The organism is Desulfonatronovibrio hydrogenovorans DSM 9292 (assembly GCF_000686525.1).
GTDB lineage: Bacteria > Desulfobacterota > Desulfovibrionia > Desulfovibrionales > Desulfonatronovibrionaceae > Desulfonatronovibrio > Desulfonatronovibrio hydrogenovorans.
In genome coordinates, this window is the sequence record NZ_JMKT01000016.1 from 65299 (window position 1) to 88599 (window position 23301).

General features: G+C 50.1%; 22 protein-coding genes. 9 read left to right on the top strand and 13 right to left on the bottom strand.

Annotation, left to right across the window (positions count from 1 at the left end; genetic code table 11):
- Window positions 1-14 precede the first annotated feature (14 nt).
- From tsoA to P771_RS0113280, 5 genes are all read right to left on the bottom strand, one after another.
- Entirely contained in the window at window positions 15-488 is a 474-nt protein-coding gene (tsoA, locus tag P771_RS19195; protein WP_334290382.1) for an LULAXC motif selenoprotein TsoA, read from the bottom strand.
- A gap of 26 nt (window positions 489-514) precedes the next feature.
- Window positions 515-844, bottom strand: a complete 330-nt coding sequence (gene tsoR, locus P771_RS0113265) for an ArsR/SmtB-type metalloregulator TsoR (protein ID WP_028575515.1) — start codon at window positions 842-844, stop codon at window positions 515-517.
- A gap of 263 nt (window positions 845-1107) precedes the next feature.
- A complete protein-coding gene (locus P771_RS0113270; protein WP_208595973.1) occupies window positions 1108-2196 on the bottom strand; it encodes a radical SAM protein in 1089 nt (362 codons plus the stop codon).
- A 321-nt stretch (window positions 2197-2517) separates the two neighbouring features.
- Complete coding sequence (chrA, locus tag P771_RS0113275) at window positions 2518-3714, bottom strand: chromate efflux transporter (protein WP_028575517.1); 1197 nt, start codon at window positions 3712-3714, stop codon at window positions 2518-2520.
- Window positions 3711-4037 (bottom strand): PadR family transcriptional regulator, encoded by a 327-nt coding sequence (locus tag P771_RS0113280; protein WP_028575518.1) that lies wholly within the window; start codon window positions 4035-4037, stop codon window positions 3711-3713. The genes chrA and P771_RS0113280 overlap by 4 nt, the downstream gene beginning before the upstream one ends.
- A gap of 406 nt (window positions 4038-4443) precedes the next feature.
- Here P771_RS0113280 and P771_RS0113290 point away from each other — a divergent pair, with 406 nt between their 5' ends.
- The 5 genes from P771_RS0113290 to P771_RS0113310 all read left to right on the top strand — a co-directional run bounded on the left by P771_RS0113290 (window position 4444) and on the right by P771_RS0113310 (window position 10553).
- Window positions 4444-4986, top strand: coding sequence for a Chromate resistance protein ChrB (locus tag P771_RS0113290; protein WP_208595974.1), 543 nt, complete (start codon window positions 4444-4446; stop codon window positions 4984-4986).
- Between the two features lie 128 nt (window positions 4987-5114).
- Window positions 5115-6386, top strand: coding sequence for an MFS transporter (locus P771_RS0113295; protein ID WP_208595975.1), 1272 nt, complete (start codon window positions 5115-5117; stop codon window positions 6384-6386).
- 117 nt (window positions 6387-6503) lie between these two features.
- On the top strand, window positions 6504-7361 hold the full coding sequence (locus tag P771_RS0113300; protein ID WP_028575521.1) for a 4Fe-4S dicluster domain-containing protein: 858 nt from the start codon (window positions 6504-6506) through the stop codon (window positions 7359-7361).
- Window positions 7351-8019 (top strand): formate dehydrogenase subunit gamma, encoded by a 669-nt coding sequence (locus P771_RS0113305; RefSeq protein ID WP_028575522.1) that lies wholly within the window; start codon window positions 7351-7353, stop codon window positions 8017-8019. Before P771_RS0113300 ends, P771_RS0113305 begins: the two co-directional genes overlap by 11 nt.
- A gap of 65 nt (window positions 8020-8084) precedes the next feature.
- Window positions 8085-10553: a multiheme c-type cytochrome gene (locus P771_RS0113310; protein ID WP_028575523.1), complete on the top strand. Its 2469-nt coding sequence runs from the start codon at window positions 8085-8087 to the stop codon at window positions 10551-10553.
- Window positions 10554-10641: 88 nt separating this feature from the next.
- Here the strand turns inward: P771_RS0113310 and P771_RS0113315 are convergent, their stop codons facing one another.
- The 5 genes from P771_RS0113315 to P771_RS0113335 all read right to left on the bottom strand — a co-directional run bounded on the left by P771_RS0113315 (window position 10642) and on the right by P771_RS0113335 (window position 14715).
- Entirely contained in the window at window positions 10642-10917 is a 276-nt protein-coding gene (locus P771_RS0113315) for a c-type cytochrome (RefSeq protein WP_150112204.1), read from the bottom strand.
- Between the two features lie 139 nt (window positions 10918-11056).
- Entirely contained in the window at window positions 11057-11356 is a 300-nt protein-coding gene (gene hgcB / locus P771_RS0113320; RefSeq protein ID WP_028575525.1) for a mercury methylation ferredoxin HgcB, read from the bottom strand.
- Window positions 11357-11363: 7 nt separating this feature from the next.
- A complete protein-coding gene (hgcA, locus tag P771_RS17660; protein WP_252989041.1) occupies window positions 11364-12623 on the bottom strand; it encodes a mercury methylation corrinoid protein HgcA in 1260 nt (419 codons plus the stop codon).
- Between the two features lie 66 nt (window positions 12624-12689).
- Window positions 12690-13889 carry a putative sulfate/molybdate transporter gene (locus P771_RS0113330; protein WP_028575526.1) on the bottom strand — a complete coding sequence of 400 codons (1200 nt, stop codon included), beginning with the start codon at window positions 13887-13889 and terminating at the stop codon, window positions 12690-12692.
- A 58-nt stretch (window positions 13890-13947) separates the two neighbouring features.
- On the bottom strand, window positions 13948-14715 hold the full coding sequence (locus tag P771_RS0113335) for a sulfite exporter TauE/SafE family protein (RefSeq protein ID WP_084301926.1): 768 nt from the start codon (window positions 14713-14715) through the stop codon (window positions 13948-13950).
- Between P771_RS0113335 and P771_RS0113340 the strand changes: the two genes are divergently transcribed.
- From P771_RS0113340 to P771_RS18470, 3 genes are all read left to right on the top strand, one after another.
- Window positions 14714-15004, top strand: coding sequence for a hypothetical protein (locus P771_RS0113340; protein WP_084301927.1), 291 nt, complete (start codon window positions 14714-14716; stop codon window positions 15002-15004). The genes P771_RS0113335 and P771_RS0113340 overlap by 2 nt on opposite strands.
- A 135-nt stretch (window positions 15005-15139) precedes the next feature.
- Window positions 15140-17089, top strand: a complete 1950-nt coding sequence (locus P771_RS0113345; RefSeq protein ID WP_161635984.1) for a sensor domain-containing diguanylate cyclase — start codon at window positions 15140-15142, stop codon at window positions 17087-17089.
- Between the two features lie 68 nt (window positions 17090-17157).
- Entirely contained in the window at window positions 17158-18897 is a 1740-nt protein-coding gene (locus P771_RS18470; protein WP_051617343.1) for a GGDEF domain-containing response regulator, read from the top strand.
- Here P771_RS18470 and P771_RS0113355 read toward each other — a convergent pair.
- The gene (locus P771_RS0113355; protein WP_028575530.1) at window positions 18894-20102 is read right to left on the bottom strand and encodes an aminopeptidase; all 1209 of its coding nucleotides are present in this window, start codon (window positions 20100-20102) and stop codon (window positions 18894-18896) included. The two genes, P771_RS18470 and P771_RS0113355, sit on opposite strands and share 4 nt — an antisense overlap.
- Entirely contained in the window at window positions 20060-20713 is a 654-nt protein-coding gene (locus P771_RS18475; protein ID WP_051617344.1) for a class IV adenylate cyclase, read from the bottom strand. The genes P771_RS0113355 and P771_RS18475 overlap by 43 nt, the downstream gene beginning before the upstream one ends.
- 143 nt (window positions 20714-20856) lie before the next feature.
- Between P771_RS18475 and P771_RS17675 the strand changes: the two genes are divergently transcribed.
- A complete protein-coding gene (locus tag P771_RS17675) occupies window positions 20857-22041 on the top strand; it encodes an HD domain-containing phosphohydrolase (RefSeq protein ID WP_051617345.1) in 1185 nt (394 codons plus the stop codon).
- A 31-nt stretch (window positions 22042-22072) separates the two neighbouring features.
- Here the strand turns inward: P771_RS17675 and P771_RS0113375 are convergent, their stop codons facing one another.
- Window positions 22073-23296, bottom strand: coding sequence for a response regulator (locus P771_RS0113375; protein WP_028575531.1), 1224 nt, complete (start codon window positions 23294-23296; stop codon window positions 22073-22075).
- Window positions 23297-23301 lie beyond the last annotated feature (5 nt).

The window sequence follows — 23301 nt, forward strand, 5'->3', positions numbered from 1 at the left end:
CTCCTTGAGCTGGTTTACAGTTTTCCTTCCTGCTCCAGTTTGGCCTTTAGAAACGCCGCTCCTGACCTGGACAGGCCAAGCATCTCAGCCACCTGAATCAGGCTTTCATTTTTTCTGTCTTGCATTTGGGCAATCAATTCCTTTTCCAGCTCCTCAAGCCAGTCTTCAAAAAGAGGCAGAAGTTCAGGTTCGGCAATTGTTTTCAGAACTTCAGACCTGGAAATCCTGTCCACCAGGGATCTGCACATCTGGGTTGGATCGACACCTTCGTCCAGACATTTGGCCATTCAGAGATGGACCATGCTGCTGAGCTTGTCTGTGTCCTCATGCCCAACAAGACCCAGAATAAACTCAACCCGATCCTGTTCATCCAGTTGAACAAGCAGATCTTTCAAAAGTGAGCCCAACACCTCCAGGGCAGCATCAGGTTCCAGAGCATGGATCAGCCTTTGAATCTGGCCCTGCATGCTATTAATGGAGTCAGACATAAGCTGTTTTCTCCTGGTTAGCTTTATTAAAAATGTATTCTTGATTTGAGCAGCAAATCTGCCATTCGGCTCAAGGACCTCATCAGGTCAAGTACGCCTGCGTCAGTCAATTCATAGTAGACAAATGGCCCCTTTCTTTCCACCCGGACCAGAGCAGTCCTTTTAAGTTCACGGAGATGATGGGATACCAGCGGCTGGGAAAGCCCCAGCTTTTCAACCAGAGCACTCACCGAGTGCTTTCCATCTTCAAGGCATTCCAGGATGCGCAACCGGTTTTCATCAGCCAGGGACTTGGCTACTTGGGCAGCGTTGAAGTAAATGCCTAAAGATTCTTTGTTTCTGGACCTATCAGACAAAAATCATCTCCATGATTTTGGTTTAGATAAACATATAAACAATCGTTTATATGCTGTCAACAAGTTAGAAAATAATACCAGTCATCTCGTGCAGAACTGAAGACAGGCGAGATAGACTGATGGGTTAGAGTTCCTGTCAGATCCTTGGTTGGGGCTGAATGCTCAAAACCCTGGGCAGGGTCTGGAGACAGCAGGATTGGTTGGGGGCAACCTCCCTGCTCCCAGAACGCACATCTCAAACTTGATTCGCTAAATTGAGAAGGCTATGAAAAATAGACCGAAGGTCCGTTCAGAATTTTCCATTCACTTTCAGAGTAAATGGTTCTGCACTCGGCTGGACTCAGCCCCCGGCCCTTTTCGGTCTTTTCCTGAACATCCCTGGGGTTGGAACCGGTCTCAGCCCAGAACAGGTTGGCGCCGGCCACAGCGCCCAGGGTACAAGGCTCATGAGTGCAGAACCCTTTGACCGACCTGGGAGTTCCAAGCCTGGTCACAGCAACTATCTGGGCCATGCGCAACTCGCTGATCATACCTCTTTTTTCCATTTCAGTCCCAGGAATCATGATCCTTCTGGCAGCACCGCTGAAAGCCGGACCAATGGACCCAGCAAACAAAATTGCATCAGCCAGTTCTTCGTGGGAATGCTCTGGTCCCACCGGCTCCACGCAAGTGCCCACCTTTAATCCGGCTTCCTGGAAATTGCGGATGCTCTGCTTTCTCTTCTCCGGTGGAATCAGGGTATCCTGGCCCTCCCTCATTCTCAGGGCGTGGTAAACACCCGAATAACCAGCATCCTTGATCCGCCGGGCCCGCTCCAGGGACTGATCCGGCACATTGGCCACCATTATCACCCCCGGATCAAGTTTATTCCTGATTTCCTGAGAGATCTCAATAAACCGGCCAAAGGGATACTGGGCCGTGGTCATCACGTACAGAGCGTTTACCCCCTGTCTTGCGAACTGCATTGCATATCCTACAGCATCTTCAGGGCTGATCCTGGTTTCCTGGCTGAAGATCCTGTTTTCCTGGGCAAACGAGCAGAACTTGCAGCCACAGACGCACGGAGCAAGATCCAGAGCCAGCTGACCATGAATCTCAGCCCTGCATGATACCACCTCCCTGGAGATCATTCCGGCCCGACCCATGATCCTGAAAGATTCGGGAGAATCCGGAGGAAATGAAAGGAGATGGATCAGTTCCTCCCTGGTCAGGGGTTCATTGTTTTCAGTTTTGGACAATAGATGGTCAATGCTTACCAATTTATACTCCTGGTCTTCCATTACTGTATGGACGCTATTTTCAATCAAAACCTGAAACTCCCTGGCCTCAACTATCTGATTGTATTTAAACAAGCCACTGCTCCCCGACCAATCAAAGCAATTCTCAGCTTCATCCTAACAGCCGCCCCAACCCCCTGCAAGCAGGAACGCTTTGTTCAACTAGCCTGCTGCATCATAATTTTTTGTATGAAATTGGGAACATGAATACAGAAAAACAACTACGTGAAAAATAGATTACCTGGACACGATTATTCCACAGGGCTGAAACTGTGTGATCCAAAAATAGTCACAGATGAACAGTACCTTGTTCTCTTCCAGGCAGCTAGCAATATTGCTAGCTGCCTCCACCTCACACACCGGCAGATCCTCCTGTTCTTCTGATATGTCATGATGCTACACCAGGCTGATAACCAGCCCTCCCAGAGCGCAGACAATCACCACCATCCAGGATGGAGCCTTCCATGTTTCCAGCAGGATAAAACCGGTCAGCGCCAGGGCAAACTCATAAGGACCCAGAATGGCACTGGTCCATACCGGCTTGTACAGGGCCGCACCAAGTACTCCCACGACCGCTGCATTGGCTCCTCGCATCAAAGCCTGGGCCGAGGCCATCTTCCTGAATGAATTCCAGAAAGGAAGAACTCCCACCAACAACAGGAACCCGGGCACAAAAATGGCTGCTAGGGCGATGGCTGCGCCAGCCGGACCATTGGGTAATGGCTCCAAAACCCAGCCCAGGTACGCAGCAAATGTGAACAGCGGACCAGGAACGGCCTGGGCAGCACCATAACCGGCCAGGAACTGGTCCGGAGTGACCCAGCCCGGCTGGACCACACCTGCCTCCAAAAGAGGCAGGACCACGTGCCCGCCGCCAAAGACCAGAGATCCGGCCCGGTAAAATGAATCAAAAACAGCCAGGGACTGAATCGGAAACACAAGGGTCAGCAGAGGAAGACCCAGAAGCAACACCACAAACAGGGTCAAACAGAGGATCCCTGCTGTCCTGGATACTGGAAAGTGAAGATCATCGGCATATTGGTCGGCCATATTCCTGGTCAGCCACAGTCCTGCCAGGCCGCCTGCTGCAATGGCAGCCACCTGGCCCAGGGGACCTGCACTGAGGACCACGATCAGCACAGCTCCCAGAGCTATGCTGGCTCTTTCCCGGTCCGGGCAGAGCGATCTGGCCATGCCCCAGACCGCATGAGCCACAATGGCTACAGCCACGATTTTCAGACCGTGGATAATCCCGCTTCCAACAGGTCCCTCCATGACTGCCGCGCCCAGGGCGAACAGAATCAGAATTATGGCTGAAGGCAAAGTAAAGGCAGTCCAGGCCGCAGCTGCGCCCAAGGGTCCTCCGCGCATCAGACCCAGGGCAAAGCCAACCTGGCTGCTGGCCGGACCAGGCAAAAACTGGGTCAGGGCCACCAGGTCAGCATACGATTTTTCATCCAGCCATTTACGCTTCTCAACAAACTCGGTCCGAAAATAGCCTAGATGAGCAATAGGTCCGCCAAAGGAGCTGAGCCCAAGCAAGAGAAAGGCTTTGAACACTTCAATTGATCTTGAAAATACAGAACTTGTCATGAGCCGACCTCCTTGTGTTCTTCCTTGTTTCCTGTCTCTTTTATAAGCTCCTGGAGGTGTTTTCTGGCCAAATCCAGACCCTGGACTCCCTTTTCCGTGATCCGGTAAAGCTTGCGCTGGACCTTGCCTTCCCGGACCTTCCTGGAAACCAGGTATCCCTTTTTCTCCATAGAATGGAGCATAGGATACAAAGTGCCTGGACTCAACCGGTAGCCATGTTCGGCCAGCTCATCAATCATCCACTGACCGTAAACTTCATGTTCTGCAGAATGATGCAGCACGTGCAACCGTACCAGGCCGGACAAAAGATCGTGGTGTTCCATCTTCATTTTCCTTTATCTAATTTCGATATCGAATTTTGATATAGAAAAAAGTTTTTGGCAAGCCTGTCATACTCGTACTGGACCACTGTGTTCATGCCTACCTCACTTCAGTCTTGAGCCAGAATTCAACTCTGGACAAAGGCACTTTGCCGAGGATGTCAACTTTAGGTAGCATATTAAGGCTATGAATAATCATCATCTTCCTGAACATTAGACAATAATCAGCTACTGCAGAGATTAGGAAAACCAGCGGTTGGAAAAAAGATCTGCATTGACCGGCAGCAAAGCAGTCCCCTACCTGCTGTCTGGCGCCTCAATTTATATGAAAATTTGGCCTGCAAAATCGCCCTTGACATGTAACCATCGTAACATTTAAATTGTTCAAATGAACTCAGAAAGATGGCTATTGCTAACATACAAGGTGCCCCCTGAACCGGCTAGAAAGCGCATTGCGCTGTGGCGCAAGCTCAAGGGCATGGGCGCTGTTTACCTGCAAAACGGTGTCTGCTTGCTGCCCAAGACAGACGACCACACCCGCCAGTTCAAAATCATCGAAAACGAGATCAACAAGATGGCAGGTGAATCCATTCTGCTGGAAACAACCGCCCTTGATCCGGCACAGCAGGAGAAGGTTATTGCCCGCTTCAGGGCTGACCGGGACGAGCAATATAAGGAATTCATCGGCAAGTGCTCGGATTTTGAAGCTGAAATCGCACATGAAACCCAAGTCCAGCACTTCACCTACGCTGAACTGGAAGAGAACGATGTCGATCTTAAAAAACTCCAGTCTTGGCTGGAAAAGATCGCTAGGCTCGACTTCTATAGGGCCAACCTGGCAACCGAGGCAGCAGAAAGACTCAAGGGCTGCGAGGCATTGCTGGATGCCTACGCCCAGCGCGTATTCCAGGCCCATGAAAAAAGCTGCAACGAACCCCACAAATCCCAGTAACCCCAGGGAATCTTAGATGTACCTGCTGATTATCATCACCTGAAACCCATTGTCTGCAGGCATGACAGACACAACAACACATGCGTCTGTTCGCAGACTCAGCTGATTAGAAAACTCGAGCGTGGTGTGTGATAAAAGAAACTGGTCCCATAAAAGTCCCAACCGGCGGCAAACCCAGAAGCTGGCTCAACCGAACTGTTGTAGGAGCAGGCATCACCAGTGCACTGGGGGACTTCTGCTATGAAACTACGACCGTAATCCTGCCAGGCTTTCTGGCCGTGCTTGGTCTGCCGGCTGCGATTCTTGGACTCATTGAAGGTATTGCCGATGCCGTGGCCAGCTTCACCAAGATGGTTTCAGGCTACATAGCCGATAAACTGGGATATCGAAAGTTGCTGGTACTGACCGGATACAGCTTGACGCCCCTCGGGCAGGTTCTGATCGCACTGGCCGCATCCTGGCCGCTGATTCTGGTCGGACGCACCTTATCCTGGTTCGGCAAGGGGCTGCGTGGCCCCCTGCGTGACGCCATTGTTGCCCAGGCCGTGTCACCACAAACACGCGGTCGTGCTTTCGGGTTCCACCGGGCAACAGACACCATAGGGGCCGTGTTGGGGCCCCTGCTCGGGGTGGCCCTGCTGGGCTGGGCAGAAGGACTGTACTGGAGTGATGCTTCAGGGCCATTCCGGATGGTCCTCTGGTTATCCCTGATTCCTGGAGGACTGGCGGTTCTGGCCTTTCTGATGCTGGTCAATGACCCACAGCACATGCCCAATCCGGCCATGCGCTTCTTCAGCACACTACGCAGTCTTCCCTCGCGCTTCAAAGGTTATCTCGGAGCAGTCGGGATCTTCGGCATGGGCGATTTTTCCCACACTCTGCTGATTCTGGCAGCCACCACCCTGCTCACCCCTTCACTGGGAGTAGTCCAGGCAGCACAAGTGGCAGGGCTACTCTACGTTTGGCGCAATGTGGCGCAGGTTGCCGTGTCCTACCCAATAGGGGTAGTTGCTGATCGCATCGGCCAATTTCCGGTGTTGATTGCAGGGTATGCTCTGGGCGTGCTTACGGCCATGCTGATGGCAGTGGCCTTCTGGATGAACATTGACAGCGTGTCGTTGCTGGCCTTCATTTTCTTCATTGCGGGCCTTTTTATTGCGGTTCAGGAAGCACTGGAGTCCACAGTCACGGCAGAGATGGTGCAGCCAGACACCCTGACCACTTGCTACGGTGCCCTGGGTACAGTCAATGGCACGACCAAGTTCGTTTCCAGTGCAACCGTTGGCGTGGTGTGGACTGCTGTATCCCCAGTGGCTGGTTTTGGGCTAGCAGCGGTGCTGATGGCTGTCGGCACATTAACACTGCTGCGCTTAAGGGCAGATGGACAAGATATGTGCTAAATAAAAAAAGCAAACTCATTGGCCTTTTTTAAAAAAAACCTTGCTACTCGGCACTCTCCAGGATATAGTTTTATTAAAAAATTTAAGTATCCAATTAATTAAGCCTGGAGGTGTTGAATGCAGGAAGAAAGAATGAAACGCCGCCACTTCCTGAAAGGGGCTGCAGCATCCGGGGCTCTACTGCTTTATCGGCCCGGCCTGGCTGGGGCAGGTCCTGACCTGTCCAGACAGTCAGCTTTTCTTTATGACAGCATAAAATGCATCAATTGCGGAGTCTGCGAAAAAGCGTGCAAAAGGGTCAACGGGCTGCCCGAACATGCAAGCGTCATCTATATGAGCCAGAACGCTTCAGGGCTGCCGGTCCACATTACCAGGCGCAACTCCTGCATGCAATGCATCCGCCCGGCATGTGTCAGGGCCTGTCCCACAGGAGCGACTTTTCTCAGGGGAAACGGTCTGGTCAGTTATGATTCCCAGAAATGTGCAGCCTGCGGGTACTGTGTTGACGCCTGTCCCTTCAAGCACCCCAGAATGTCCAAGACAGCCTATTTCAACCTGCGCAATGTCTGGGTGAACAGGTGTACAAGTTGCGGAGCCTGTGCCCAGGCTTGCCCGGAAGACGCCCTGCATTTTAATTTTCGACAGGACATTCTGGCTATGGCCAAAGAACGCCTGGCTCAGATCAAATCAACTTATTCTTTACCCCAGGCCCAGCTTTACGGAGAAGAAGACCTGAACCTCATCTGGATACTGGCTGGCAGCCCGGACAAATACGACCTGCCCGGCCCCACCGCTGCAGCAGTGGTGGATACCTCTCTGGCATTCTGGAAAGATATTGTCCGCCCGACCACGCTGCTTCTTTCCCTTATGGCAACAGGCATTTTAGGAGTAACCTACTTTTTTGCCCGCCGTAACCATCTCAAAGAGCTGGCCAGACTCAAACAGATTGAGCAGGAGGAAAAAGATGTCAAATAACAGCAGCGAAATCTTGATCCAAAGATTCAACAAGAGGCGCAGATTCGTGCACTGGCTTCACACCTTTGCCTTTTTCGGGCTCCTGTGTACGGGTGTTCTATATACTACTCCTTTGTTGTCCCAATGGACCGAAAGCGGCCTGGCCGGTACTTTGCACAGATACTTTGCAGTGATTTTTCTTTTAGCCCCTTTTGTCTATATTGTCATAGATCCCAAAGGATTCAGGGAGTTCATCAGCGATACCCTGAAATTTGAAAAGAGCGATATAGGATTTCACCTGGCCATGCCCCGATATATTCTGGGCCATACCGGCGGTATACCGCCTCAGGGAAAACTTAACGCCGGGCATAAAATTCATCATATCCTGATGGGTATTCTCTATCTTGCCCTGGCCATATCCGGACTGTCCATGTGGCTGGGAGTCGGCTACATGGGACCACCTGTATTCAACTTCATGGGTGTACTCCACAATATCGCTGTATTCATCATTGTGATTACAACCCTGGGCCACGTATATTTCACCCTGGTTTACTGGGCCCTGCCCGGCATGATCAGCGGCAAGGTCAGCGAGACCTACGTCAGAATGGAGCATAAAAAATGGTGGGATGAAGAGCTGGCCCCGAAGCTGAAGGGTTCATCTCCCAAGAGCGGATCATGACCGAATGAAACAACCTTTTGAAATCCTGACCGCAATACTCCACAGCAAGGCAAGGAGGCTGTCCAATGCTAAAAAACCATAAACATATACTCATGTTGATCCTGGGCCTGTTCGTTCTGAACCTCTTTATCATGTTTCAGAACAGGGATGCCGGAGCCAGAGCCAAGTATGATCCGTCAGGATACTGGATAGCTCCCATCCTTCCTGAAGGCCCCAGAATATTTTTCAGCGAAGGTCATGCCATTGATACCCCTGAAGCAGTCATGGCTGAAATCACAGAAATCTACATCAGCAACAACTCAGAGATTAAGGTTACTTTTGTCATTCCAGGCTATGAACATGACACCGCCCATGTGGAGCTGACCATGGCAAAATGGCTTGAACATGAAAATACATGGATGAGCATGCTGCAGAGGACCAGGGAGCGCGGACCGCAAAGCGACCCAAGGTATGGAGACGGAGCCAAGGTAATCCGGGGGGCAAATCTGCGCCTGGAAAGTGGCTCTGCCTTAACCGGTGGAGAGCCGGTCAGCGGTGGCATGCGTTTTTCAACCTGGCTTAAAGCCGGACCAGGTGATTTTGGAAACCTGTCAGGTGAACTGATGCCCATCACCTTCAAAGATGGAGTACAGTGGCGCCGCAGCAGCGACCACAATCCGGCAAGCTACGGCCATCCGGATGACAGCCTATACCATGAATTCGTGGCCGGAATAATTGATGAAATAAACAGAAATGGAGCCTGGGAACAAGGGATTTACCGTATTGGAGTAACTGAAAGGAACAGGGGCCAGGAAGGCTATATCAGATTTAACGCAGTGACTGATTTTGAATTTGATGGAAAAAGCAGTGCGCGGATTTTAGACAGCCATGAACGAAGGCATACCGCCGGAGAAGCCGTGGCCACAGGCTCCTGCAACGGGTGTCATGGGGACAACATGCGTTTCCCCACCAACAGGGTGCATAGTGAACTCAGACATGATCCAACTGTCTGCGCCAATTGTCATAACTCCTATACCTGGGATTCCCGCAATGCATACGCAGAAGTGGACGGTTGGCCCAGCCTGGATTTAAGAACAATGGTCCATAAAATTCATGCCGGGATCGAAGGTTATGCAGCAGATGCCTATTTTTACCAGCAGGTCAGGTTCCCGGACTGGACCCTGGGCAGAACTCCCAGACCCAGCCAGGACATCCCGTATCCCAACAGTCCTGGCGTGGCCAATTGCACCTCATGTCATGTTTATTCGGATAGTGATGCAACTTACGCCTGGCAAAGACCAAATCCCGACCCAGAGGGCTGCGCAACTTGTCATGGCAAAGGAGGAGTCGTTTTCTGGGAAGCCCAGCCTGACGATCCTGACTATGAATACATCTCAAGGACATATGACTGTGGCTATGACTGCTCCAGCTGTCATGGAGGGGGACAAAGGCCAATTAAACACAATGCAGACTACTACCACAAGGTGACCGAACGCCAGGAAAGGCTGGCCCTTTCCAGACAACATGTCATGAAAGTCACCAGGGTGGAAAACGCCGTAGCAGGTCAAAGACCGGTGGTTACCTGGCGGGTGCGTAAAAATGATGAGTACCTGGATCTCTTTTCGGGTGAACACGGATCTTTCCTGTTTACTGAAGATAAGGACCTGTTTGATGAAGGAGGTGCAGTCCGGCTTGGTATTGGATGGGGGCATAAAGAAGACTGGACCAACCAGGGAATCGGCCCCAGGAGTTCAGGAGCCATGGGAGACCCTTTTCATGAGGTAGCCCATATCGACAATACTATCCCAGGTCAGGACCAGACCACAGCAGTGACCACATTTGACTTACCTTTGCCCGAGCCAGCTTATTCCGGAAGAAACGGCTTTGTAATCATTGAATTTGGCCCCGAAGAAATACGTCTGAACAGCAGGTTGAAGAGAATTTCCCTGGGGCAGGGAATAAACAGCTTCCTGGATGACCGCCGCCAGATTGTTACTGCTGACAATTGCCTGGGTTGCCATGCAACCATGGGCCGGCATGGCACTTATGCTGACCAGGATATCACCACCTGTGTCTCCTGCCACAATGCCGGTTCCATGACCCGGGACGCAAGTGCGCTTCAGGGAAACGTGGACTTTATGTATATGATTCACGCAATCCACGGGACAGGAGAAAAAAGGACAAGGTTTGACCGCAGGCGGGATCATACTGTTGAGGGGCATTTCAGTGGAGGCTACTCATATGTTTCCTATCCCAACACCATCCTGGAATGTGCTGCCTGTCATGTTAATGATTCTCACAATCCTGTGGGCAAGGAATTTAAGAGACTGGGGCTGATCGCAGACAAAGGCAAGGACAAATACCTGTCAGGGGCTGGAATCGCTGCCCCTTTGTCATCAGCCTGTTATTCATGCCATGAGAACACTGAAGATTTGCGGGCCAACAAAGAGCTGCAGCACCATTTGTATCATTCAGGAGGAAACATCTATGGTGAGCATGATCATGCTTATTTTGCAGATAACAAGGAAAACTGCCTGACCTGTCATCAAAAATAGTTGATTCGACCTGAAACCATAACCTTCAAAATCGAACCTGGTTCAGGTGGCGGGGCTCTGAGCTTTATGCTCAAGCCCCGCATTTATGTTACAGGGTCACAAGATACTTAAGCAAAGCTTGGCGTTCTGCATCACTCAGGGCAGGACCGAAATTGCCCTTACCCATCATCCTGTCAACAGTACTTTTCCAGCCATCCAGATCGTGCCCGGCTCTTTCAATCCGTCCTGCTCCGTGACAGGTTGTGCATCTGGTTTCCATAATAGCCTGTCCGTCTCCGGCCTGGAGCTTCATATCCTGCAAACCGAACATGAATAGACTACCCAGCATAACAAGACAAATTGAAGTCAGTAGAACTCTCTTCATTTGTTCCTCCTTATTCAAAAGATTAAGGTTATAAAAAACCCTAACAGAATTACTGCTGTCTGACAACTATGCAGCAGAATTCTCAATGACCTGTCCGGAAAAAAGGCCAGGAATTATGTAGGCGATTCTAACAAAAAGACTATGGACAGCAGGAATCTGGGGACAAGACTTTGCGCAGGATCGGCACTTTGACCAGCCATCCATACAAGATGGCCTGGGCGCAGCCAACTCCCGGGCGGACATACACGGCTTCAACCGGGCAATTGGTCATGCATGCTCCGCATTCCATGCATGCATCCCGGTCAAGGATCAGTGCTTTCCCATCCTGCAGGGCAAAGACCTGGTGCGGACAAACGTCAAGGCAATTGCCGCAGCCTATGCACAGGTTCTTATCAAAGCATAGGGTGGCTACGTCTGGAAGGTGTCTGAATGTCTTCATAATACTTTCATCCCACGATCAGCCTGAACCAGGCCTCGCCCATCCAGGCCAGCACAGCCAGCCCAAGCATTACTCCCTGGACCGGCATAAAAAGCCGCATCTCCTGGTCCACCCCAGACAGGGACGTAAAGGGAGTTGAGCCGGTGTAGTGCATGGCAAACCAGGAAGCAAAAGCTGCACTACCGGCCATTGCAGCAAAGCCTTCTGCCAGGGAGCCTGCCAGGACAAGGGTCAGGATTGCCCCCACCGACATTCCAGCAGCAATCCCTTTAGCTGCAAAGGATCTAAAGGGAATCCAGGGCAAAAGAGCTGGAACAATAAAAGTACCGGTCAAGAAGCCGATCATAACCACTGTAAAAGCACTCAGGCCGGACAACAGAACACCCGAAAATGAAAATCCGCCCGGACCAAGGGCTGCCAGGATCAGACAGACCACAAAGGCCCAGAACAGAAATTTTCTGGCCCCATAAACCTCAACCAGGGCCACTTCCAGTCTTTGGTTAAGGGGAAAAACCACCTCCCGCATACCTGGACCAGCTTGCATTCCTTTATTAATGAACTCTGGCAGATCTTCTATTCTCAGGGGGCCGAAAACTCCCTTGAACCCGCACATTTTTTTCAACTTATGGGCTGCAACCGATGGAGCAGCCAGCTGGGGAATAATAAGTGTCCGGTGTTTGACGATTTTGTCCAGTAAGGACTTATGGACCTGCCTGGCCACCTCCTGGGTGTTGAAACTCTTTTTACCAGCTGCGCACCAGACATTGATTCCATAGGTTTCAACCACCAGGATCCAGAACGAACCACCACCAAGTTGTTTACGCAGGATATCAAAGGTCAGCTTGTAGTTACAGGTAACCAGGACCGGGCTGTCCTGGTCAGGCTGACCCAGAGCGTAAAGACCCGGACAAATGCGGTAGTTGTCCCGAATGATCCCGGTTCGAGCACCAAGCCCACCTATCTTGTCTTTCCAGGACAATATATTCCTGACTCGGGGAACATTTCCAAGAGGAGTCTGTACCCATCCCTCAACAAAATGCCAGGCCTTGAGACCGGCCCTCTCACCTGCCGCCTCCGGCGGCAGAATGTTTTCCGGACCTCAGCAAGGTGCTCTGTCCTCTATGTCCGGACCACAGGGCTCTACTTCCTTAAGTGTCTTCAACCCTGAACATGGACATTCAGCATCCAGGCCGGATGCATCCGGCTGACCAGGGGTGCATCCGGCCTGCTCCAAGGACCTGTTTGATATGTTTGTGTTTCCAGGCATTATACCAGCACCAAATTGATTGTCATATTTTTACATGATGAACCTTGGCCATGATCAGCCCTTTGGCTATATAGACAGCCTCTCCCACTTAAGCATATAGGCCACCACCATGCCTGCTATAAATCCAGCTGCCAGATTGGTGGCCAGAGTAATGCCCACAATGGTGAACAGCACAAAGAAGTCCTTGCGCTCCTTCATGTCCATAATGGTCAGGGCCAGCTGGCTGCCCGCAAAGATCAGAAGTACCCCTAAAACAGCCATGGGTATAAGGTAGAGGACGCTCAGAATGTGCGACCCTAGAAGTACGGCCAGAATGATAAAGATAACCCCAATGATCACGTTGGAACCAGGTGTCCTGGCCCCGAATCTGTAATGCGCAGCCAGTCCGCCAGCCCCGTGACACAGAGGCATTCCTCCCACCAGGAAGCTGAAGCAATTGGCCAGCCCCATGCTCACGCAGGAAGCCTTGTAGGTAACCCTTTTGGAAGCCTCGCCAAAATACTGTCTGGACAGATCAGCATTGGCTATAACTGCATTACCCAGGGTCATGGGCAGCTGGGGCAGGACCAGAGCCAGCAAGGCAAAGGAAATATCTGCTTTTGAGGGAAAACCAAATGGCAATATTTCGGGAATATTGATGCCTATGCTCAGCTTGTCCAGTCCTTCTCTGGTTCCCAGGGCCAGACCGATGAACATTCCACCCAGAACCACCACCAGGGCGGCCGGAAGTCGTTTGTTATCCAGAAGCAGCAGGGTTGTAAGTCCGCCCAGTATACCCAGTACGATTCCAATAGGCAGAAAGCCCAGGTCCTGAAGTACAAGATATGGTTCAGAAGCCTGACGCAACTTCTGAAAAGTGGAAGTCCCGATCATGAACCTGACTCCTTCAGCCATGAGTAAAAGCCCGGTGGACAGCTGGACTCCCCTGATGACAGCCTTGGGAGTGTATTTGCCAATGAGGCTCATGGCCCCGGTAAGAGCAATAACCAGCAGCACGATCCCCATAAGCAGAGTGGAAGCCATGATCTCGGATGCTGAAAGTCCCGCAGCAATGGCATATGCACCAATGACCTTCATGGGTTCCACCGGAACCGGGACTCGGTAGTACATTCCGGATAAAAGATAGAAAAGGCCCACAGAAAAAAACAGACCCAGAGGACTCAGCCCGTTGACCAGGACCATGGCGATGGCTATGGGCAGGACCACACCCAGATCACCTAGAGACCCGGCAAATTCGTGACGGTTGAACTTGTAGGGAATCATCATAACCTTTCCTTGGTTATTAAATCAGCAGATACCAGTCCTAGCAGCCAGAAAAACCATGTCAACTTAAAATTCCTCTGTAAAACAGATAGATAGACAGAAACAAAAGAATTACTCCAAACAGCCTTTTGACAAAATTACCGCTCAGTTTTGTACTCATCAGCCTTGACCCAAGCAGCCCTCCGGCTGATGAAAATAATCCGGCCAGAATCAAAAATTTCCAGTCCAGGGCTTCCATGGCCGCATGGGTGAAAAACCCGGCAAAAGATGAAAAACAGACAATAAAGGCGGTGGTGGCTGCAGCTGTCTTGGGATGAACATGGAGGAAGTATACCAGCAGGGGCACGACAAACACCCCTCCGCCTATGCCCAGCATGCCGCCGATAAAACCGATGATCAGACCCATCAGCGATGACTGGATCAGCCTGGTCATGGACCAGACATGTTTCTGATTGATGCTTCCCGGCTGCATGCCGGAGGCGATCAGCATTCGCAGGCCAGCAGCCAGGATGACCAGGGACAAGACCAGCATAAAGTATTTCTGGTCAACCATATTATTGACCAGAGCCCCCACTGGAGCGGCCAGACCGGAAGTGATGATCAGGGGGATGGACAGGGAAAAATCAACAAGCCTGCTGCGGATATACACATACGAAGCAGTTGATGCGCCCAGAGCGTTGAGCAGCAAAGACGAAGCCACAGCCGGGGTCTGTCCGAACCCGATCAGAACAAAAAGAGGCGCAAAAACCAGCCCTCCGCCCAGCCCGGCCATGGACAGGACAAAGGAGGCCAGAAAAATCACAGGATATACTAAAAATGATATTTCCATGTCTGATGATGAGGGTATTAGCGGTTTCTATAACTTGACAAGTCAGTTGTACAGGCTGAGATTCATCAATCCTTTTGACCCTGATATTCTTCCCAGGCTGTTTGGCCGCCCTTGGTTCACTTACCTCAGTTTTGAAAAACCCCTAGTCCATAAATTTCCTGCTCCTTTTAGCCGGCAACCATTTATTTGGGCGCCAAATAAAAGTGGACAGGTTTCAAAACCAGTGGCAGATATGAAAGTATTCAGGTCTGATCCAGCAGGTTTTCAGACAGATACTTATCCCGGCTGAAAATAGCAACAACCTGGGACAGCAGGACCGCATCATCCAGTTTTTAACCAACTTAATAAGAATATCCTGACTGGCATGCTCCGGGCCGGGCTGATTGACCTTTACCATGTTGTGTTCCTGACCCAAGGTTCAAGTATGAAGAAACTATTGAGATTCAAATTTCTTCTGCACCCCCTGACCATTATTGTCTCCTTTGCAATTCTGTGGTCAGGAACAGTTGCCTACCTGAACCATGAGCGACAAAAGGATATTCATAACATCCTGAGAGAACGCCTGTCCATTCAGCAGACTGCCTTGCAGGCCACTTTAAACCAGCACAAAATGGGAATGGGAGCCTATTTCACCACCTTTATCATGCAGCCTGAAATAATGGGCATGCTCCAGGTGGCCAGAGAAGGCGGCCAGCGCGAAACCATTGCCAGGTCTCAGATCCTCAGTCATTTGACTCCCCTGTACAAAGAAATATTCCTGAGCCGGGACATCCAGCTTCTCCACTTCCACACCCCGGACAAGATAAGCTTTCTAAGGCTTCATTCACCTGAAAGATTTGGCGACTCCCTGGCTGAAGTCCGTCCCGGCATAAGAATTGCCAATACTGAGCTAAAGCCGGTGCATGGTTTTGAAATCGGGATAATGGCCCCTGCATTCCGAAATATCTTCCCCATAATCTGGAATAATGATCACCTGGGCAGCGTTGAACTGAGCCAGCCGCTAACCGCTTATCTCAAGGAGCTTGCTGATCTTGACAGAGAGGGCGAGCATGCTTTTTTGATTAACAGATCCCTGGCCGGGTCCATACTTTTGGAAGAATTTTCCGGGTCATACAAGCCCAGCCTGATCCATCCCAACTGGGTAGTGGAGACTCCAGACAAGAACCATCCCTATTCTCCTTTGTCCGGAATCGCCAAGGTTCTGGGGAGCAGCCTGTCTAGGAATCCACACTTGGTAACAACCCTTAATCATGGGCAGTCTGGTGCATTCAAAGCAAAAATCGGAAACAGCTACTATACCGTTGCCTTTACAGCCATCCACGATATTGCCCAGCGCCCGGCAGCATACCTGGTGTCATTTGCACCTGCACCCCAGATCAAAGCCACCCAGCACCTGTTCCTCTTCAATTTATTTCTGGCCACTGTCCTCATGATCGCCCTGGCCTGGAGCATTGTAGTGGTTATCAAAGACCGGGAACGAGTCCGCAAGGAGCGGACTACCCTGAGGACCATGACCAATACCATGGCTGAAGGACTGTATGTTGTGGACCAGACAGGGCGCATTGCTTTTGCCAATCCAGCGGCTGAATCCATCCTCGGCTACAAGCCTCGGGAGCTGGTAGGCAAAATCGGATACGAACTCTTTGTACCGTGTGAAAAAGAAAAAGGTCAGAAATCTCTTGCCGACTGCCCGCTTTTTAAAACCATATCCAGGGGTGATGTGTTCAGCCAGGAAACCAGGTTCCAGCGCAAAGACGGGACCGTGCTTCCTGTTCAGGTGACTGCCGGACCCATGATTGAAAACAACAGAGTAACCGGTGGGGTTTCAGTTTTCAGCGATATCAGTGCAAGAAAAAAAACCGAGGAAAAGCTGCATTTTCTGGCCACCACTGACGAACTGACCGGACTCTGGAACAGAAGATATTTCATGCAGGCATTAAATAGAGAAATGGAAAGGGCCGGACGCTACGACCAGAGGTTTTCCCTGCTCATGCTGGATATTGATCACTTCAAAAAGATCAATGACCAGTACGGCCACGCAGCCGGCGATCAGGTCCTGGAACACCTGGCCGGGATATTAAAAGCCAGCCTGCGTCAGGTGGATGTACCGGGCAGGCTGGGCGGAGAAGAATTCGCCATCATTCTTCCCCAGACCGACCAGGATGGGGCATATAGAACTGCTGAACGGCTGCGGACTGCCCTGGAACAGGCTCTGGTCATTTACGATGATAAAGAGGAAATAAAATTCACTGTGAGTGTGGGCCTGGCCGTGCACCAACCAGGAGTTACTGACCAGGACCAGCTTCTCAAGATGGCAGACCAGGCCCTTTACCGGGCCAAGGAACAGGGCAGAAACCAAACAATGGTGGCATAAGGTCAAAGTCTGCATGAGCAAGAGCAGACTGCTGGATCATATTGCTGCAAGTTTTACAAAGGAGCCAAATGATCAATCAGGAAAACAATTCCAGGGCTCTCTCACCGGAATTTAGAGAGAACACAGGCTCTGAATTTGAAAACCGTTCGATCCTAGTTATTGACGACGATCAGATTATGCTCACTTCTTTGGGACACCTTCTTTCCAAATCCGGATTCAATGTACTTTCAGCTAATTCCGGGACCAAGGGTCTGGAAATGGCCCGTTACCGGCGTCCCGACCTTATCCTGCTGGACATCATGCTTCCCGATGTCTCTGGACTGGAGCTGTGCCGCATGATCAAAAATGATCCAGCCCTCTCAACCACCCGAATAATCATGATCTCCGGAATGAAGGTTTCCCCGACTGACCAGGCTCAAGGTCTGAATGCAGGTGCTGATGGTTATATGATCAAGCCTCTGCATGCTCAAGAACTGCTGGCCAGGATCAGGACTCTGCTCCGGTCCAGAATTATTGAGGAAGAACTGGAGGATAAAGAAAAGGCCTTGCAAAAAGCTCAGTTGCAGTGGCAAGAGACCTTTGACTCCATATCCGACCCCATTGTCATTCTGGATAAAGGCCACAGGATTATGCAAGCCAATAAGGAGTTTCTTCATTCTCTGGGCCTTGATCTGGAGCAGATTCGCGGCCGGCAGTGTTCTTCTTTGGCCTGCACCGAGGAAAACCCGTTTGATGAATTTCCTGATCTAGGCATGCTGGAAAACGACCTGGAACTGACCAAAGAAATCTTCAGTAAAACCCTGGGAGGGCATTTTCTAGTCAAGGTCACCCCCATGACAGACCATAAAGGCCTGATCACCGGATACGTACATGTGGCCAGAAACATCAGTTCTCTTAAAGCTACCCAGGACCAGCTCAACAAGGTATCCAACGAATACGAAAAAGTCTTTCACGGTACGCAGGACGCTTTGTTTCTGATGCAGGTGGAAAACGAAACCACCTTTAGATTCATCCGAAACAATTTGTTTCACCAGCAAGCCACCGGCTTAACCCTGGAAGCACTCAGGGGCAAAACACCTCAGGACCTTCTTGGACAGAAAGTAGGATCATTGGTTGCCGCAAATTACAAAAAATGCCTGGATGCTGGGGAGTCTGTTTCCTATGAAGAAAAGCTTAGCCTGCCAGGAGGAGAAAGAGTATGGTCCACAACCCTGACTCCTGTTTTTCAGAATGATAAAATCACACATATTGTCGGTTCTGCCCAGGACATCACTGAAAGAAAGAGAGCTGAAGAACGCCTGCGTTATCTGGCCACAACTGACGAATTGACCGGACTCTGGAACAGAAGACACTTCATGGACACACTAAACAAAGAGATGGAAAGGGCCAGACGCTACAACCAGAGATTTTCCCTGATCATGCTGGACATTGATCACTTCAAAAAGATCAATGATCAATACGGGCATGATGCAGGAGACAGTATCCTGGAGCACCTGGCCGGACTGGTCAAAAAACACCTGCGTCAGGTTGATGTTCCGGGCAGGCTGGGCGGCGAGGAATTTGCCATCATCCTTCCTCAGACTGATATGAATGGAGCCTACATGATGGCTGAACGCTTAAGAACGGCCATGGAGGAAACAAGTTTCAATTATGACCAAACCGTCATTAAATTTACCATAAGTCTTGGAGTAGCCGAATATCAGCTGGACTCCCTCCACCAGGATCAACTCCTGAAAATGGCTGATGCGGCCCTTTACCAGGCCAAGAAACAGGGCAGAAACCAGACCGTCAGGGCTGAAACGCTCTAAAGCCCGCCCATGGTAAACATTCCATCATCGTAGATAGTTATCACATCCTTATTTTTCAGATGCGCACGCACTGTTTTCTTTTCAGTGTTCACCAGATCCCAGTGCAGGGCCGAATCATTAAAGCCCAGCTCTTTTTTCAGTTCCTTGGTCAGTGTGTCTGGGTCATCTGAAAAAGTATCTGAGTAGGAAGCTCCAAGGGCAACATGGCAGTTGCCATTAGGGCCACCAAAATTCTCATCAAACAAAGTATGAGCCATAAACTTGTCTATGCGTGAAAACCGTTTGTCTGTCAGTGAAAACTCGCCCAGAAAAGAAGCTCCCTCATCAAGGGCTACCTGTTTGAGCAAAAATTCCTGCCCTTCCTCTGCTTCGGCCTTGACAACCTTGCCGTCCTGAAACTCAAGCCGGACCCCCCTGACCAGGTTGCCACTCCGATACGAGGGCTGGTCAGCATAAAAAACACCCTGGGTCCTTCGATAGTCCGGAGAAAGAAAAATTTCAAAACTGGGGATGTTATGACCGGACACACCCAGCCATTTTCTTTTCAATCCCGGAAAGACCTTTAAATCCGTATTTTCGGACACAACATGAAAGTATTCCACATCCATCTGATTGAGCCAGGTCTTGACCTTTTTTGAGGTCTCAAAAATGCTCTGCCACAAGGCTCCAGGGTCAGCCTGGTCCAGGTATGCTGCCTTGATTATCTGCCTTTTATACTCATCAATCTCCATCCCAGCCTTGGAGGCAAGTTCCCCGGTGGGGTAGAGGCAAAGGCTCCATCCAAATTCACCCTTATTCTCCCTGTCTTCCAGTATGTCTCTTAAGTATTTCTTGGTAACAGCATATTTACCAATTCTTGAAGGATCGACATCTTTGAGGTGGGTCAGTGATTCAGGCCCCAAAAGGGAAATAAGACCATTAAGAGAGGAATAAAGTTCAGCATCCCCCGGGATTCTGAACTCAAGCTGATGGTCCTGGGCACTGGTAAAGAAGGTTTTTTCAAGATCTTCAGGCAGATTGATCCTGACCACCGGGTTGAGTTCCATTATCAGCAACTGCCTGTATATTTCATCAGCCAGTGGAAGACAGGCCTTATCAGTCCTGATCAAAACGATATTATCTTTGACAAATGGATTTTTACGGGCCTTTTTCATGCCCCAGATCATGACCTGGGCGTACCTGTCCAATTCTTCCGTGGTAAACAATTTTCATCTCCTTTGATGTTCAATTCGTGCATTAGACTGATAATCTGTTCAGGGCTAAAAATAAAGTCATTGGTTGGTTCCAGACCAAGCTCAGCAATCCAGTCCTGATTCAGTTCGTGATATGTCTTTGCAGTGGAGTTTTCCATGTCCAGACCAAGGCACTGAACTTTCTTAACAATAACCTCTTCAGCTGCCTCCAGTTCTACAAATCTGCCAAAAGGGAGAATATCCAGGCAGATCTTGACATCTTGCATTTTCCATACCTGTCTGAACTTCTCATACTTAAGCCAAATAGAGTATCCTAGGGAACAGAAAATTGCAAAGACTTCTCCGGCATCTCCAATGGTCGTTTCAAATTCCTGCCTGGTTTTAGCGATCCCAGGCCCGGCATCAGGGACAGGAAGTTTAAGGGTAAGTTTATTGGCCATTCCAGAACGAATCCTTAAAAGACAGTCTCTCTTCCTGAGTCGCCCGGTTTGGTCATCAAGCACAATATTCTGCTCAAAATACCATGGGCTGGAATGAGCTTCCATTCCAGCCAATCTTGTGGTTATTTCCCTGAAGCCCTCTACCCTGAACTTCAGCTCCGTTTCAATCTGCATTACTTTCATTCATCTCCAAGGATTCCTGAGACCGCCTGATCATTCATCGATTTCTTTTGACAACTTCCCTTATTAGTACCTATACACCTATTAAAGATCAACAAGTTGTAACTTATCCTGATCCCTTTCTTTTCAATATCCCGGAGCAGCATATGGTAAATCAGAGGGTCCTTTTTGTTGACGATGACCTAAACATCCTTGAAGGATTCCAGCGCACCCTGCGCAAAAAATTCCAGGTGGAAACTGCAACTGGCCCAATGCAGGGACTTCGGACCATCAATGAAAAAGGTCCATACGCTGTAGTGGTGGCCGACCTTAAAATGCCCAAAATCAGCGGCATTGAATTTCTTTCCAGAGTCAAAAAACTGTTTCCAGAGACTGTCAGAATAATGCTGACCGGACATGGAGACCTGAATGTGGCCATGGAAGCCATAAACCAGGGAAATGTATTTCGCTTCCTGGTCAAACCGTGCGCACCCCATGAGATTGACAATGCCTTGCAGGCAGGGATTGAACAGTATCGTCTGGTCACCCTGGAAAAGGACATCATGGAAAAGACTGTTACCGGGATTACCGACACCCTGACGGACATATTGACCATCACCAATGAAGAAGCCATGGGCAGAGCAACAAGAATCAAACGATTCGTCCGGGACGTGGCTCTGCACCTGGGTGAGACAGATGTCTGGTTTTATGAGACCGGAGCTTTACTGTCCCAGATCGGATGCGTTGTCCTGCCCCAGGCAATCCTGCAGAAAATTAAAACCGGGGAAAAACTTGAAGATGAAGAGCTGGAGCTGTTCAGTCAACACCCCTTTATTGCCTCGAATCTGATCAGCAAGATACCCAGACTGGAAAAGCTGGGCAACATGGTCGCCTACCAGGAAAAACATTACAATGGAGATGGGTTCCCAGCTGGCACGGTCAAAGGCAGGGATATCCCTCTGGGATCTCGGATTCTAAAGATCGTTCTGGACTATGACCTGCTCATAAACAGAGGGTTTTCGAGAAAAGACAGTTTACTGCGGATGCTGGACAGAAAGGGACGCTATGATCCAAAAGTAATAAAGGCATTTATTGAAGTCCTTCAGCTGGAGGAACAATACTCATATAGCAGGGTCTCAGTGAAAGATCTGCTGCCTTACATGATTGCTGGAGATGAGATCCTGTCTTTAAGCGGCATGCTCCTGCTTCAAAAAGGAAGCGAATTGACTCTGAGCCAGGTGGAGAGACTGAACAGTCTGGAAAAGACCTATGGAGTCAAACAGCCCATTTCAGTATTGATTCCTCCAAAGGAAATCCGCAGGAAAAAAGAATCATTAACCCGGGAAGGTTGACCTGCCCCGGTTTTTTTCAGACAGACTCCAGTCAGTCTTCATCAGACTCCATTGCTGTCCTGCCGTCCTTAAGTGCCAGAGCCTGCCATGACTCCAGTCTGTCTAACAGCCCCATTCTGCCCAGATATTCCAGGTCAAAATCAGGAACGAAGTAGTCAGGGTTAACGATATAGTATTTGCGTTCCAGGATGTTGGCCGCATAAACTGCGCTGACCGGGTTAAAGGTCTGGACCGGCTTGGAGGGATTGTGGTGAAAGGCTATGGCCTCAACAATGGAAATCGGCAGTCCCCATATCCCCATGAGATATGCACCTATCTCGGCATGGGTCGTGCCCATGATCTCCAGCTCCACTTCATGTACAGACCGATTTTCTTGACGCACCTTTTCCAGGATCATGTTGTAACGGTCTGGAAGCTGACTTGCCAGAACAAGCTTGCCCACATCATGGAGCAAACCTCCAATATAGCATTCATCAGCCATATCCTTGGTAATTCCTTCAGCCCGCCCCAGCTTTTCAGCCAGCCTTCCTGTTGTCAGGCAATGCTCCCACAGATCCTTAAGAGAGAAACCCGGGACCCTGGAAAAATCAAATACAGAAAAAATATGTACTGACAATATAAGGGACCGGATCACGTTTGTGCCCAGGAGGGTGGCGGCCTGTTCCGGACTGGAAATATGCCTGCAGAACCCGAAAAATGAAGAATTAACCAGCTTTAACAGCTTTGCACACATCCCCACATCCTGGGAAATAATTTTGCCGATTCTGGCCAGAGAAGGCTCTGGGCCTGAAAGCTCCCTGACTACCTGATGATAAACCTCAGGCACAGCCGGAAGAGAACCGATGCTGTTTATAACAGACTGGACTGAGTCATCTTCGATCAAGTCCTTGATAGCCACGGCCTTTTCAATCACTGCTTTCAACTGCTCAGAACTGCAGGGTTTTGAGAGATACTGGTGAGCAGGCAGGACTGTCTGGATGACTGAGTCAATATCCGAGTGTCCTGACAGGATGATCCGGATGGTGCGCGGATATTTCGTCATTACCTGGGTCAGCAGTTCTGCACCGTCCATACCCGGCATGCGCATGTCTGTAACAACGACATCCATCGGCTCTTTACCCATAAGGGCCAGCGCTTCTGACCCGCTCTGAACAAAAAACATCTTCCACTCGGTCCGCATAGGCCTGAGCATTCTTTTCAAGCCACTAAGGATGTTCTGCTCATCATCTACAAAAAGAACCTGTTTTACATGCACAAGCC